This window comes from Alteromonas sp. 07-89-2, assembly GCF_013113925.1.
GTDB classification, from domain to species: Bacteria; Pseudomonadota; Gammaproteobacteria; order Enterobacterales; family Alteromonadaceae; genus Alteromonas; species Alteromonas macleodii.
On the sequence record NZ_VTYM01000009.1, the window covers coordinates 163,026 to 177,679 of the forward strand.

Annotated in this window: 11 protein-coding genes; 3 read left to right on the forward strand and 8 right to left on the reverse strand. The window is 44.0% G+C overall.

Annotation, left to right across the window (positions count from 1 at the left end):
- Window positions 1-30 precede the first annotated feature (30 nt).
- Window positions 31-1,683 carry a GMC family oxidoreductase gene (locus F0261_RS08460; protein WP_171337686.1) on the reverse strand — a complete coding sequence of 551 codons (1,653 nt, stop codon included), beginning with the start codon at window positions 1,681-1,683 and terminating at the stop codon, window positions 31-33.
- 214 nt (window positions 1,684-1,897) lie between these two features.
- On the opposite strand from F0261_RS08460, the gene F0261_RS08465 reads away from it, so the two are divergent.
- Entirely contained in the window at window positions 1,898-2,623 is a 726-nt protein-coding gene (locus tag F0261_RS08465) for a DUF1439 domain-containing protein (RefSeq protein WP_171337688.1), read from the forward strand.
- 28 nt (window positions 2,624-2,651) lie between these two features.
- Here the strand turns inward: F0261_RS08465 and F0261_RS08470 are convergent, their stop codons facing one another.
- The 3 genes from F0261_RS08470 to F0261_RS08480 are packed head-to-tail and all read right to left on the reverse strand — an operon-like array spanning window position 2,652 to window position 6,033.
- On the reverse strand, window positions 2,652-4,091 hold the full coding sequence (locus tag F0261_RS08470) for a wax ester/triacylglycerol synthase domain-containing protein (protein ID WP_014979707.1): 1,440 nt from the start codon (window positions 4,089-4,091) through the stop codon (window positions 2,652-2,654).
- 10 nt (window positions 4,092-4,101) lie between these two features.
- Complete coding sequence (locus F0261_RS08475) at window positions 4,102-4,767, reverse strand: TetR/AcrR family transcriptional regulator (RefSeq protein ID WP_171337690.1); 666 nt, start codon at window positions 4,765-4,767, stop codon at window positions 4,102-4,104.
- A 57-nt stretch (window positions 4,768-4,824) separates the two neighbouring features.
- Entirely contained in the window at window positions 4,825-6,033 is a 1,209-nt protein-coding gene (locus F0261_RS08480) for a DUF445 domain-containing protein (protein WP_171337692.1), read from the reverse strand.
- A 414-nt stretch (window positions 6,034-6,447) separates the two neighbouring features.
- Between F0261_RS08480 and F0261_RS08485 the strand changes: the two genes are divergently transcribed.
- Both F0261_RS08485 and F0261_RS08490 read left to right on the forward strand, forming a co-directional pair.
- Window positions 6,448-7,908, forward strand: coding sequence for a DUF3336 domain-containing protein (locus F0261_RS08485; RefSeq protein WP_171337694.1), 1,461 nt, complete (start codon window positions 6,448-6,450; stop codon window positions 7,906-7,908).
- A 78-nt stretch (window positions 7,909-7,986) separates the two neighbouring features.
- Entirely contained in the window at window positions 7,987-9,420 is a 1,434-nt protein-coding gene (locus F0261_RS08490) for a hypothetical protein (RefSeq protein WP_171337696.1), read from the forward strand.
- Window positions 9,421-9,648: 228 nt separating this feature from the next.
- On the opposite strand, the gene F0261_RS08495 is transcribed toward F0261_RS08490, so the two are convergent.
- The 4 genes from F0261_RS08495 to fadR form a co-directional block, all read right to left on the reverse strand.
- Window positions 9,649-10,398, reverse strand: coding sequence for a hypothetical protein (locus F0261_RS08495; RefSeq protein ID WP_171337699.1), 750 nt, complete (start codon window positions 10,396-10,398; stop codon window positions 9,649-9,651).
- A 183-nt stretch (window positions 10,399-10,581) separates the two neighbouring features.
- Window positions 10,582-10,941, reverse strand: coding sequence for a phasin family protein (locus F0261_RS08500; protein WP_014949994.1), 360 nt, complete (start codon window positions 10,939-10,941; stop codon window positions 10,582-10,584).
- A 174-nt stretch (window positions 10,942-11,115) separates the two neighbouring features.
- Entirely contained in the window at window positions 11,116-13,293 is a 2,178-nt protein-coding gene (locus F0261_RS08505; RefSeq protein WP_171337700.1) for a S9 family peptidase, read from the reverse strand.
- 354 nt (window positions 13,294-13,647) lie between these two features.
- A complete protein-coding gene (fadR, locus tag F0261_RS08510; RefSeq protein WP_014949996.1) occupies window positions 13,648-14,358 on the reverse strand; it encodes a fatty acid metabolism transcriptional regulator FadR in 711 nt (236 codons plus the stop codon).
- Between the last annotated feature and the right edge of the window lie 296 nt (window positions 14,359-14,654).

Consider the following 14,654-nt stretch of genomic DNA (forward strand, 5'->3'; position numbering starts at 1 on the left):
GACGAAGACTCGCTCGTAGCACTTTTTTAGTTACGCCGATTCCGCTTTAGCCATAGATACTGGCTGACCTTCGTGCGTCGCTTTAATAAACTCAGCAGCACGTTCAGCAATCATAACGGTAGGCGCATTGGTATTGCCGCCAATTAGGCTGGGCATCACCGAAGCGTCTACCACTCTAAGACCTGCTATACCTCTTACCCGCAATTGGGTATCAACCACTGCCATATCATCGTCATCACTGCCCATTTTACAGGTACCAATTGGGTGATAGATGGTTTCAGCACGCTCACGTAAAAACTCTAATATTTCTTCATCTGTTTGTGCTTCTACCCCAGGATATAGTTCACTGCCTTGGAACTTGTCGAAGTCTGGTGCAGATAGCAGCTTACGGGCAATGCGCACACCTTCAATCATGACCTGCTGATCTTCCTCTGCAGTCAAATAATTGGGGTCAATAAAGGCTTGATCAGCAGGATGGTTGCTTTGAAGCGAAATAGTGCCGCGGCTTTTGGGGTATAGACAACATACGTGAAGGCCATAACCGTAACCAAAAGCTAACTGTCTTCCATGGTCGTTTAAAATTGCCGGTAGAAAGTGAAACTGGATGTCTGGACCTTGTGTCGCTAAGCTTGAGCTAACAAAGCCACCTGCTTCGGCTATGTTGGACGAGAAAATACCTTTGCGCCTAAACGCATAGTCTGCGGTGGCTTTTACGTAGGAAGGCAAGGCCCCTAACGCCACGGCATAGCCCTCTCTCGCTTTACAAGTATATTGTACAATTGCATCAAGATGGTCTTGTAAGTTTTGGCCCACACCAGGCAAATCTTGCTGAACAAAAATCCCCTTTTCTTCTAGCTCTGCTCTGGGTCCTATACCTGAAAGCATAAGAAGTTGAGGTGAATTAATCGCGCCGCCACACAGGATAACTTCGCTTTTAGCAAAATAGCGATTTACTACGCCTTTTTCTCGTACCTGAACGCCAATTGCACGCCCCTCTTTTAACAGCACTTTTTCGGCTGCGACTCTTGTAAGTACAGTTAAATTGTTGCGATGTTTGGCCTGCGTTAAATATCCCTTCGCCGTTGAACAGCGCTGCCCGTTGGCCTGCGTAACATGGTAATACCCTAACCCTTCTCTGTCGTCTCGGTTAAAGTCGTCGAGCTGTTGATAGCCTGCAATCGACGCTGAGTTCACAAATGCGTCTGACAGCACGCTGGTATGCCTAAGCTTGCTAACATTTAGTGGGCCGCCTGTGCCGTGGTATTCATCAGCACCTTCTTCAAAGTTCTCAGAGCGTTTGAAATAAGGCAGTACATCATCAAAAGACCAACCTTCAGCCCCTTCTTCATTAGCCCAACGGTCGTAGTCTTCTTTTTGCCCGCGAATATAACACATCGCATTAACCGAACTGCTGCCGCCCAAGGTTTTACCGCGGGGCCAGAACAGTTCTCTGTCATACATCTCTTTTTGGGGTGCTGTGTGATAACCCCAGCCAATCCCCTCAAATCTACTGAGTAAAGACAACCCAAACGGGATATGAATAAGCGGATTAGTGTCCTTTGAGCCAGCCTCTAATAGCAAAATATCTAACGCGGGGTTTTCTGATAAACGGGTGGCAAGCACCGCGCCCGCAGAACCGCCGCCTACAATAATGTAATCGTATTTGCTCAGTACTTCGCTCATTTCGCCAACTCCTTGAGGGCAAGACTATTAAATGTTAAAAAAACGTTGTGGTACGACCAGATTACCAAACAACACTTCGCCAAGAAAAGACTTAAATTGTAAGATTTAAAAAATCTAATAATCCTGATAACTTAAGTGCTATATCGAAGTAGCCCCTACTCTGAAAAAACTAACAACAAGCCACCGCCTAGTAGATTTAGGCTAAGAATGAACGTTGACCAAAAACCTATCGTTTAAAGACAAATGTAAAGTCTACCTTGCACAATGGCTTGTGAAATGGGGCAAGCTGACGCACGACGACTTCACGAAATCAGAGCTTCATGACCTCGTAAAAGGCAGCTTTCCCTACTCATTCACTTTCGATATCCCCATGGGAACCGGGACGGTTACCGTGCTTGAAGGAAATATAACGCTAGATAGTGAAAGCAACCGTATTGGTCTGCAGTGCCTCGCTGCGCTTAATATTGTGGTTGCCACCACGACTATTTATCGCGCTCATGTTGTATTTACCGTGTCGGCTTCACCCTATTACGACAAAAATATGAGTACACTCTATTTGACTGGCGTCGCCACTGACAGCGTCACCTTAGTTAACGATGATTACGCGTTGATTAAAGACACGCAATTTCTGATGTCGCAACTCTTCCCCAAAAGCGTTAATTCTTTGCTTGGTGGCTCTCTAAAATCAGCGTTATCACTGTTTAGCGCCGGCACATCCAATATGGCTGCAGACTATCTAAAGGTCTATTTATCTGGCTCGAAACAAGCAGTGTTGGACTACCACATCCCTCTCATTAACAACGCCATTAAAAAGCAAATTAAGCAGGAAGACTTAAGCCATACCATGCGTAACGACCATTGGCGCGAGGTTCTGTTCTCAAAAGCTGGCCAAAACGTGCGTGTAGAAGACGACGTACTGCGCTTTTACCTCATTGAATGACAACGCTTACTGTTTGGAACAATGCACGCTAGTGATCTGACACAATAGAAACAGGGACGGTATCCACCTGTTCGCCAATATCGTCGATGTTTAGCCTGGGATCGTCCACACTTGCTTCAAGCATATCGAACGCCTCTTTGACGTAGCGCGCTAACGGCTGTAGCGATTCAATATTCTTATTGCAGCACACTAATCCCACATTTGCCGTGCCTGCATATGTCATAAGCGTAATATTTACCCCGCCACCAGGCGTCATGGTAGAAATGGGGTAACAAGCCAGAAGCTCTGCATCTTTTAGATACCGCGTATCTTTTGGCCCAGGTACATTGGAGATTAAGATGTTGGCAATGGGTTTGACTACGCTAGATAGCCTTAACCACTCAAAGACCAGTGCAAGCGATTGAATAACAATGGTATAGCCGCTAAATGCTGCGGGCCGCGCGTGCTGCGCTGCATGTTTTACAATGCGGTGGTTCACTACGATTTGGCGCAAGCGTAAATAAGGATCAGTTTCGCCGTGAGCAAGCTGCACCGGCACAATGGCTATCTTATTACCCGTGGTTTTCTCGCCGGGTTTACGCAAATTTATTGGCATATTGGTGAACAAGGCTTTTTTAAATACTTGCCCGTGGTCTTGCAGCAGTTTATGTACGCCAATATCGAAGGCACATAGCAACACCTCGTTTGCCGTAGAGCGCGTTCGCCTTGCCAGAGCTTTCACACGCTTAAAGTCTAAGTCCATGGTAGCCACAGCCCTTCCCGCTTTCACTTGTCCAGTCAGCACTGTTTTCGTACCAGTGAAAGGAATAGGCATATAATGTGGGTTCACTCGCAGCACTTTCATGAATATACGAATAAAGATAATTAGCAAATCGAGCGCGGTTTTAAGCGCGTAACCCACTCCCACTAAGCGCTTGTAAAAGCTCACAGGCTCTCTGCGCTTATGGCGCAGTCGTTTTACTGCCCATACTGGTGTGAACTTAGTCTCATGAGAGTTTGATACATATCCCGCTTGGAACCAGCGCACTAAGGTTGCCCCATCGCCATACATATGATGAACCCGCGCATAAATAGCAAACGTCTCGCTGTTGTCATCAAAGATGAAATGGTATTGCCAAAGGGGTTTGTCGGGATCTAACCGCGAAGCATGTAATCTTGCTACAAACGCATCGAGTGCTTCGCGATTTGTAACATCAACAACGCGATGAATTTGAACGTGATAATCCATGTTGAGCTTTTTTACCGGCGCAAATCCCACCGGGTATCCCAATACCGTTTTTACCGCACAGTTGAAGGGAGAAGTAGCACGGGCAAAGCTTCTTATTTCTTGGAATAATTGAGGGACATATTCGGTACTTTTTACCCCTCTAGGTATGGCAAGTAGCTGCAAGCAAGCTACGTGTTTTGGATTCTCGTCTGACTCGGTAATCCAAAATGACTTATCTAAGAAACTGAGCGTTTTTGCCATTACTATTCCTTTACGCGAAGTCGAGGGGTGACGGGGTTGAGGCATCTCTCATAAAGTCATGAGAGTCGAGCATCTGTTCTAACTGCTGTTTTTGTTCATCGGATAGCGCCAATCTTGGCAATACGCTTACCATCATCAGCGACAAGGCATGATAGCGCTGCAGCTTACTATCCATATGGCTGTTTAATTCATCAAATTGACAAGACTGTGTGATGATTAAGGACATTAAATCCACCATAAGTGCCCTGTCTGCCTTTGAGGCAATAAGAATGTCTCGTTTCGATAGTGACTCAAAAAGAAACGCTAATTGCTTATTTAAGCTAGACAATATGTGCTGTCTAGGGCGCACGATACTGGGATATTTTTCTGCTAAGTCAGCCGGGCTACGGTAGAAAAAGCGAAATACATGAATACTATCTATAAGCAAATACAGGTAATACATAATTTCTTCAGGATGAAGTGTATCGAGCTTTTCTCGGCTTAGTATCTTCTGCATCTGCTGTTCATGCATTTTCATCAACGCGTTAACCAGGCTGTCCTTGCCTTTAAAGTGGTAGTAGAGATTCCCCGGACTAATATCCAGCTCAATAGCGATATCAACACTGGTAACGGTGTTTTCGCCGTGCTCATTAAATAAGGTTAGCGCGGTGAGTAGTATTTTCTGCGCGGTTTTCATAATTTAGTTCAATCCTTTGCCAACCCAGTGCGTTAATTTTTTTATTCGTGAAACACGCTACATAAACACCAGATAGAGTTGAGCAATACCAGCTACCATACCTAGAATAGCGCCGGTTACGATGAGCTTCCACTCATCCTGTTGATACGCTGGGCGCAAAACGCCTTCAAATTCTTCAACACTTAACGCCTGCATGCGTTCACTTAAATCGTGCCCAATCTGCATAGCATTATTAGCGTAATCAAACGCATAAAGCAGATACTTATCAGAATTATCAAATATCTGACGCACCGCTAGTGCCTTCATTTTATGGTAATTTCCTGACCCCACACCCAACGCAAAATACGGTTGCGCTATTGCAACATAGCGTTCAATAGCGTCGTTGACATGAAGCTCAATGAGTTCTAAAAGCTGGGCTGAGCCTGAACCATGCAAGATTACATGGGTGATGTTTTTAGGCGTTATAAGCTTTTCTTCAATAATGTTTGAATAGACTTCGGACACTTCTTTTTGGCGCTTTAAAAACATACCTTGAATAGTAATAGGCCCCAGTTTTCTTGGCCGTTTGGGTTCGAATATGATTTTGATAGCAATCCAATTAGTGGCATAACCCACAAGCAGCCCACCTAACGGCAGAATCCACCATGCTTGGTAGAAATACCAAAGTAGCATGGTGGGCAAACCAAACAAAAAGCCAAAATAGAAGCCAGAACGCACAATAAACGGAAACTCTTTGCTGCCTGCCGTTAAGAAAATTTCATTAACGAGCTCGGGCGCATTCACCAGCTGCTCTACCACCAGCTCTTTAATATCTAAAATTTCTGAAACATTGTGCTGAAAGTCGTCCACCATTTTATGAACCACATTAGGAATGTCGTTTTCGATCCGTTGATAGACTAAATTTTTGCCCTGTACAGGTAACGCAGCCCAAAGTTGAGGCGCAGATTCTGCCATTACATCGTTAACGACTTTGCGAATAACTTGACTTAAACGCCGCTCAATTGCTTTTGTGAGCTCGTCTGCGTCTAAACGCTGTGCTAACTCTTCAACACTAAGCAGTTTGCCTAGCACTAGTTCAACCTCAATCTCGGCCATTTGGCGGCGTTTCGCAGGAATGAGTCCCTGCCACCCTAAGAAAGGCTTAATACCAACAAACTCAATGGGGTAAAACATCATTTTTACCGCCAGATAGTTGGTTAGCCATCCAACAATAGCGCTAATTAAAGGAATTGATAGCAGACTTAGTGTTTCAAAGTTCCATTCCATACTACGAACATGTGGTCCAATTTATTATTTTCTCTCTCAGGCTACTGAGTGCTTATGAAATGGTCAATGTAAAAAGTGAAATTACTGCTAATTGTTGATTGAAAACAGCTAAATGGAAGTCTAAAAGTTAGAACGTTTGACCTTGTGTGATTCACCTAAAGTGCATCAGTTTTCTCAACAACAAACGATTAGGTAGTGAATTCTAAATTTACGCCATACACTCAAAATAGTGTATGAACCGCTGTTCTCAAGCCCTTGCTTTGAGTCTTCGTTATATGGACATTTAAAGGCCTGCAATTTTTGAGAACTGCGTTCTAAATGAAAACTATCGTTTTGCTGGTGTTTTTCGGGTCAGTGTACTTTTTCCAATGAGTAGAAGGCACAGCCCTCATCAATCAAAAATAGGTACTCGTCATGGCAGTATTCGACTTGCGGTTAAAAAAGCTTGAACATGAAATCGAGCATGCAGGCAATTATGATGAATATAAGGCCGCGTGCTTAGCGCACGATGCATTGTCTGGTGCTGAGGAATGGAAAGCCGAAGACGCTAACGATGATTACGACTACAAACTAATTCGCAAACGGGTTCAGCGCCTACAGCTTGCCAGAGGCAAAGGCGATTTACATGCGCTTATGTCGATTCTGCACGAGGGGCTACACGGCAATTTAGGCAATATTGCCAACCCCGTATTACTTACCCAGTGTAAAATAGGCACTAAATATCTTATTGAACAGTTTATTGACGAAGTGATATTGGCGCTAGAGCAAATTTATCACGCCGATGAGCAAGATGTAGACTTTTACGAGAAACTGTCATTTTTTGAAGAAACTGCACACGCCTTCGGGCGCAGCTGCCTTATGCTTTCAGGTGGCGCAGGCTTAGGCTTTTTCCATGCTGGCGTGGTTAAGTCATTAAACGAAAAGAATTTGTTACCTACCGTAGTGTCTGGCTCTAGTGCTGGTTCTATCATCGCAGCCATGTTGGGTACACGAACTCACGACCAATTATTAGAAGCACTCAGCGCCGACTTTATTTACGAGACTTTTAAACACTGGCGAAGCTTTGCCGGTCTTGGAAAGAAAGGGCTATTTGATAGTTCCGTGCTCGAAAATGCGCTGATTGAACTTTTCGACCTCACCACTTTTGAGGAAGCTTTTAAGAAAACAGGTCGACACATTACTGTGACGGTATCCCCTGCCGACCTCCATCAACATTCGCGCTTGTTAAATGCTAAAACCTCACCGAATGCAATTATTACTCAAGCGGTACGTGCATCCTGTGCAGTTCCCATCATTTTTAGCCCTGTACAGTTAAGAGCGAAAACGCCTTCGGGCGATATTGTGCCTTATATTCCCAACCGTCGTTTTGCCGATGGCTCATTAATGGCCGACCTTCCCTTCGAGCGCTTAGCGAGGCTATATGGCGTAAATCACAGTATCGTGAGCCAAACAAACCCGTTGGCAGTGCCATTCATTTCCGCAAACCGCATTGACCCCAACTCGCTGTGGGACATGTCTGCGCGCCATCTTGGCCAACTAGCGAAAACTAACAGTATTTTCGCCATTGATATCATTGAAAGGTTAACTGGTAATAAAAGTGCCAAATTGGCTATTCATAAAGTTCGTTCTATCATTGATCAGCAATACGTAGGTAACATCAATATTTTACCCAAGCGCCAAATGAGAAATTTATCGCAGGTGTTGTCTAATCCAACGCGCGAAAGCATCGATCAGTTGATTGTCAGTGGCGAACGGGCATCATGGCCGCAACTTCATGTTATTAAAAGAAATACCAAAATTAGCGAAAATTTACGGTATCATTTAGGCCAATTGAAAAAACGTGAGGCAGTAGAGCTTGGGCACGAAGTAAGATAGCGTGTGCGTCGCTTGACCTGTCTTGAATTGCCAATGGCAAAGTAATGGCAATTCGCAGCATCTTTTGAAAGGAAAACGGTGAGCGCACAAAGCCAAAACCCCGACAGCATTTACACGCAGCAAGTAAAACAACTAATCAATATGATTTATCCTCAAGAAACGGGCTACGGTTCGGTGTTCGAGGATGCGAGTCACTATTTTTCGCTTACCCCCTCTCTTGAGCAGCACATTGAAGACTTGAAAGCTCAGCTAAAGAAAATTGAGGGAAATAAAAACAAAGAGGTGCTTGCTGAGCAACTGACCAAGCAAATAACAAACAGCACCGAAAAGCTTGAAGAAGAGCGCCTGGCAAGGATAGAGCGGCTTGACGCTGTAAGCACCAAAATTATTGAGCTTTGTGAGGGCGATAACTGGCAAGAAACACAACAGCTCAGCGCTAAGTTACTTGGTACACTTATGCTGCTCACACGAGGACCAGAGGGCAACTTTGCACGTGTGCACATGCGCTTCAAACCGCTCTACAAAGCGGTGCTTACACTGCGCTTAGTCGATAGACTTTTAGAGCACGACACGATTGCTCACAAATATCTCTCGAAGTATCGCGAAGCTGCATCCCGGTTTCGTGGGAACCGCTATTGGCGCGATAAATGGAAAACTGAGCTTGGACGACCGCTAATTACCGCAGCCTTACTTCAAGATATTGGCCTGCAAAGCCCTGCCGCACTCACCATATTGAAAGGGGAAAATGCCGATCTAGACGAATTTCGTTTGCTGGAAGAGTCGCAGCGAAAGGATCTTCTGAAGCTAAACTATCACTTCACTTTAAAGTACTTATCTGAGGGGTTAGGCCTACCTAAGTATGTAGGAAACATCAAAGAAGAAAGGGATCGCTTTGTTCAAACTCACAAAGAAGCCAATGAATTTTTGCAGCAGCTGGTAAAAGATGCATTTGTGTCGAAAACGGGGCTGGGAGAAATTGTAAAGATCCCTCAAATTTATGTTTCGATTGTGCTTTCAACTAAGTCTGACTACTCACGAATGAGCTTGCCTAAAGGCTACATGCTCATTGAACAATTAGCGAAAAAAGGCGGCTTAAATAAGCAGTTAGCGCAGGATTTTGTTGAGCTTGTGGGGTATTTCCCACAAGGGTTCGGCATTACCTACATACCGATGAATGAGAAAGGTCATGAAAAGGACCAGTACGAATGTGCAATAGTGATTGGCCTCAACCCTGCAAATCCAGCTGAGCCTTTATGTAAAGTGGTAACAAGAAATCAGAAGTACATTACCAGCGGTACGCAAGAAATCATTCCCAAAGGAAGAAACCTTTATTTCCCAGCCAACCGCAAGAAACTCATGCGCGTAGGGAAAGACAGACTAAGTGAAATTATGAGTCAATTGTCGAGCAACTTCACTCCGGACGCACTTGACGATTTAGTACCGAGTTTCTGGGAACCCTATGACTTCTTCGGTTTTAAAAAGCATCAGAATTTGTGGGCGAAAAATAAATAGTGGGCTTAGTTACGTGAAGTTTGTGATAGAAAAATTGAAGTTTCACTTCAATAAAAGCTCATAGTACAACTTCTACAAAACACCTCTCAAGAAAATGTAAAACTAAACTTAGCTACAGCTATCACTATGTCTATTTAAAGCGTTTCTGGACGAAGCTGCGCCAATTAACCACGTATGTAGTTAATTGGCGCTCATGCCAAAAGCGAGGTTTATCTTTAGGAAGTGCTTTTATTCGTCGTTCTTGGTTGTATCAGTCGCGCTCTTAGTCGACGTTGCTTCTGCACTAGCCGCTTTCTTTTGTGCCGCACTCTTAGTAGTTGTCGATTTGGCCGCAGTACGCTTATTAGTTGTTCCCGCAGAAGCTTTTTTAGTCGTACTTGATGATGCAGCTGCCGATTTGGTTGTACTGGCTTTGCGAGCACGAGAAGTTGAAGAAGCAGTCGAAGACGACTTTGTCGATGTACTCCTCGTTGCTTGCGTAGACTTTGGTGAGGTATTCTTGGGCGCTGCAGTCTTGCTAGCAGCGCTTTTAGCCTCGGCTTTTTTAGCAGCCTCTTTTGCTGCTAAAAGGGCTACCTGCTCTACAAGCAAGTCAACTTTTGCGCTTAATAGTTCAAGCTGCTGCTCTTTTTGCTGGCGCTTCTGCCCGCCTGAGAATGCAGAAAAAAGCGGCGTTGACGCCACTAATTTCTGAGCAGCATCAACCAAGGCAAAGGGATTAAGTGTTCGTCTTAACTCGCTTTCAACTTCAAGCCCTTTCGCCTGCATCGAATTTATGGTTTCTTGCGTGTCATCAATTTTCTGACTAACAACGCCTGCAGCGTGGTCTAATTTCGCCGATAACAAATCTGAGCCAGCGTAAAGCCAACCAAATAGAGGTGACGATTTAAGAGGTGAAGTAGCGGTACCGTTAAGTACTGATGAATCTTGATCGACTGTCGACACAGATTCTGTAGATAGAATTTTTTTGTTGCTCATAACGCCTCCAATACGGAGATTTACTAAGCATGACAGCATAAAACGGTTTCTACAGTCATTGAACTTTGTAAAAATGCTTCGCTGTCACTCAATTGCAGCTTTTAAAACGTACTTTCAGCACTGAAAAGCTTATGAAAACTGCATGGAGGGCACCACAAAATGGTGCCCAGAAGGAAAACCGTTTTACTTGCTCGCAGCTAGCTTTGCAACCGCTTCAGTCAAGGCATCGATTTTTGCTGAAAGCTCTTCGATGCGCTGATCAGCTGGCTCTGAATCAAGGCCAAGCTTCTTGCGCACGTCTGCAACGCGATTTTCAACATCGTTAGTCGTAGATTTGAACTTACTCTTTGCGTCTTCTTCTAGCGTTTCGCCCTTTGTCACTAGCTCGTCAAACATTTTGTTCGCTTCTTCGCTTAGCTTCTCGTAACGCCCCTGCGCTTCTTCAACGCTCTTACCATAAGCGCCTAGGCCTGCTAACCAAATTTTACGTGCCATTTCTTCGGCTTCGTTGATTTTACCTTTAATTGTGTCAGTAGTAGTCATGTTCAGCTCCTATGAATGCTAAATGAGAGTGTATTTCAACACCATGGCTTTACTTTACGATTAACAATTAGAATCCGCATACTAAAAACACAAAAAATAAAAATGCCCGAAAAAGCGCTAACTTGTTCGGGCGAAATACCAGAGGAGACTGGTTTTAAAAAGGTGGGTGTAGAGTTAGAGTGGAACACCTGCGAGATGCAATACAAACGCATATTCAAGCGCGGTAGACTCGAATCGTTTGAAACGTCCTGAAGCTCCACCGTGACCCGCTTCCATGTCGGTTTTGAAGAGCAATAAGTTTTCGTCTGTTTTGTATTCTCTTAGCTTCGCCACCCACTTCATTGGCTCAAAGTACTGCACTTGTGAGTCGTGTAGTCCGGTTGTGACCAACATATGTGGATAGTCTTTTGCTTCAATCTGATCGTAAGGCGAGTAGGAAAGCATATAGTCAAACTCAGCTTTGTTGGCTGGGTTACCCCACTCGGTATATTCGCCGGTAGTCAGCGGAATAGACGCATCGCTCATCGTGGTCACTACATCAACAAATGGAACGTGCGCGCTCACACCTTGATAGAGTTCAGGTGCCATATTTACGATTGCGCCCATTAATAAGCCACCCGCGCTGCCGCCCATAGCAAAGACGCGGTCTTTGTCTGCGTACTGCTTTGCCACAAGTCCTTTTGAAACGTCAATAAAGTCGGTAAAGGTATTTATTTTCTGATGCATTTTGCCGTCTTCATACCACTCGCGCCCCAACATTTGACCTCCGCGAATGTGTGCGATCGCGACAACAAAACCTCTGTCTATCAAAGACAACCAGCTGCTTCTAAACGTTGGGTCTACAGTCGAACCGTATGAGCCATAGGCGTATTGATATAATGGATTGGTGCCGTCTTTCTTAAACTTATCTTTGCGATAAACCAACGAAACGGGAACCGACGTACCGTCTCTCGCTTCAATCATCACGCGCTCAGAGGCATAGAGAGAGGAGTCAAAAGTGTCAGATACACGGGTTTGTTTCATCACCTCGCTTTCAAGGGTATCTAAGTTGATATCAATGATAGAACCAGGCGTGGTCAACGAGCTGTAATAAATTCTAAGCTTATTGGTATCCATTTCAGGGTTTGCATTAAAATACGCACCGTAAATTGGATCTTGAGTTGGAATAACTTTCTCTTCGTTTGACGTTAGATTGTGAACGACCAAGCGCAGCATGCCGTTTTCTTTTTCTTTAACCACTAAGTGGTTGTTCATTACTTCAATACTTTGAAGGAAAACGTCTGGACGATGTGCAATCACTTCTTGCCATTTCGACACATCGTTAGTGGCGTCTAATGGTGCTTTCATCACTCTAAAATTCTTCGCACCAATATTGGTCAACACAAAATAACCGTCACTCGCTTTTGCTACACTGTATTCTTGTCCCTCTTCAATGGGCAAGAATACTTTTGTTTGAGACGTTGGGTTATTCGCATCAATCAAAGTCACACCTGTTTTTTCGGTGTTGTCATGGTGAATGTATATGACACTATCGTCTTTACTTTTACTGATATAGGTATAAAAGGTAGGGTCGCTCTCTTCATAAACTAAAACATCTTCGCTTTGAGACGTGCCCAATTTATGGCGGTAGACTTGGTATCCCAAAAGAGTCTGCGGGTCTTTCTTCACGTAAAAGAGGTGGGTATTGTCGTTCGCCCAAACAACACTTCCAGATGTACCTTCTAATACGTCATCAAGCTTTTCTTCACTCTCTAGGCTTTTGACATACACAGTGTAGATGCGTCGGCTAAGCGTATCTTCAGAATACGCAAGCAATTTGTTGTTGCTGCTCACTGCGTAACTGCCAATACTGAAATAATCATGCCCTTCAGACATTCGATTTGCATCAAGCAATACTTGCGGTTCAGCGTCAAGTGAAGGTTTTCTTAAATAAATAGGATACTCGTTTTCACCTGAGTAGCTGGTGTAGTACCAGTAACCATTGTCGAGAACGGGCACGGTTGAGTCGTCCTTCTCAATCCGAGACACGAGCTCCTCATAAAGCGCTTCTCGGTTTTTCTTAAGAGGAGCCAAAACAGTCTCAACATAGCTGTTTTCTTGCTCTAAATGGGACAATATCTCTTCGTCGGTGCGGGAGTCATCACGCATCCAATAGTAATTGTCATTACGGGTGACACCATGCGCGGTCATTTCATGCGGCACTTTTTTCGCCACAGGCGCACTTACTTGAGTATTTAGCATAACGGATGGCGCTGCAGTTTCAGCTAGTTGTTGAGGGTTTTCAGTTTTATTTTCGACGCCACAGCCTGTAACCAGCCCACCTGCAGCAAGTGCTATCCATAGATATTTCATTATTATTCCTGTTGTGCACTTTTATTTGCGCTTTGTTTACTGCCAAACGGTTGAAGACAATCGACTTGTGGTGATTGAAAATATAGGGAGGCAACTAAACTAAGCGGAACTTATAAGTAGACTGAGTATATATAAATACAATTAAGGGTCTAGCGATAGTTAACTCGAATGAGATTAATTAAAGGTTAAAATGTTACAAGATATGTAAAGCTGTATTTCATCGCTGTAAACTCACCAACGAACACTAGTAGAAAGCGATAAAAAAACGCCGCATGTTCAGAAATAATGCGGCGCTTTTGTTGTTTATTGTAAAAGCCGTCGTATGGAAACCAACAGCCTTTGGTAGCCTAGTGTTTAGTCGACCAAATCCTTAGGCATGTCATCACGAATAGCAAGCCACACCTTTCCACTTTCTATACCGTACTTTCTAACTACTACAGGGACACGGTCGTATTCGCCTTTCTCAGCAACATCAAGCAAGTCTGCGTAATACTTGTTTGCCACGTCCCGTGCTTGTTGGTGCGAGAAGAAATAGCCACCAATACGCGAGTACAAACCACGGAAACCGTTCATCATCAAAACAAATACGTTATTGTTAGATGCTAACGCCAAGTCATGAGACATTTGATAGTCGAACTGGGCAAAAGCTAAACCTTCTTGCTCCACATTTTTATAACGGGCAATAATTTCAGCAGACTCTTGAGGGTTGTTTCGAATTGCGCCTCGAATGAAAACCGCACTTAAATTAGTGCGCGCTGCTAATAAATTATCAACCAGTTCTGGGATCCCTTCTTGGTCTAAACGAGCCAGTGTTTCTAAAATGTTTAACCCACACGTTTCCCAGAAGTTGTTAACCTTGGTCGGCTTGCCGTGTTGAATTGTTAACCAACCATCACGAGCTAGACGCTGAAGTACTTCACGCAGTGTAGTACGCGTTACACCAATTAACTCAGAAAGCTCTCTTTCTGCAGGCAAAATGGTGCCAGGTGGAAACCTTCCACTCCAAATAGATTCAACAATATATTCTTCGGCGAATCCAGCTGGACTCTGTGCCTTATAAATCATAACTAATCGCCTGCACGTTATTGTTATTTTGCAACTGATTGTACCAGATGCTGTTTTATTATCACAATGAATTATGCCTCGTCCACTAAAGCTTTTAACAACTTGTTAAAATTAAAGTGTTATTTCAAACACCATTAAACACTGCTTGTACATTTTATGTTCGAAATATTACGTATTTTCAAATTCAATGATAACTATCATAAAAAAACTGATAAATATTCAGTGACTTTCACATGGTGGGGTCTGTGAATTGCTTTCTCAAGACGTTAATATCATGTACGCTTAATTTCCGACTA

Coding starts and splice junctions, on each gene's coding strand:
- F0261_RS08460 (WP_171337686.1), bottom strand. CDS start 1,683: ATGAGCGAAGTACTGAGCAAATACGATTACATTATTGTAGGCGGCGGT.
- F0261_RS08470 (WP_014979707.1), bottom strand. CDS start 4,091: ATGGCAAAAACGCTCAGTTTCTTAGATAAGTCATTTTGGATTACCGAG.
- F0261_RS08475 (WP_171337690.1), bottom strand. CDS start 4,767: ATGAAAACCGCGCAGAAAATACTACTCACCGCGCTAACCTTATTTAAT.
- F0261_RS08480 (WP_171337692.1), bottom strand. CDS start 6,033: ATGGAATGGAACTTTGAAACACTAAGTCTGCTATCAATTCCTTTAATT.
- F0261_RS08485 (WP_171337694.1), top strand. CDS start 6,448: ATGGCAGTATTCGACTTGCGGTTAAAAAAGCTTGAACATGAAATCGAG.
- F0261_RS08495 (WP_171337699.1), bottom strand. CDS start 10,398: ATGAGCAACAAAAAAATTCTATCTACAGAATCTGTGTCGACAGTCGAT.
- F0261_RS08500 (WP_014949994.1), bottom strand. CDS start 10,941: ATGACTACTACTGACACAATTAAAGGTAAAATCAACGAAGCCGAAGAA.
- F0261_RS08505 (WP_171337700.1), bottom strand. CDS start 13,293: ATGAAATATCTATGGATAGCACTTGCTGCAGGTGGGCTGGTTACAGGC.
- fadR (WP_014949996.1), bottom strand. CDS start 14,358: ATGATTTATAAGGCACAGAGTCCAGCTGGATTCGCCGAAGAATATATT.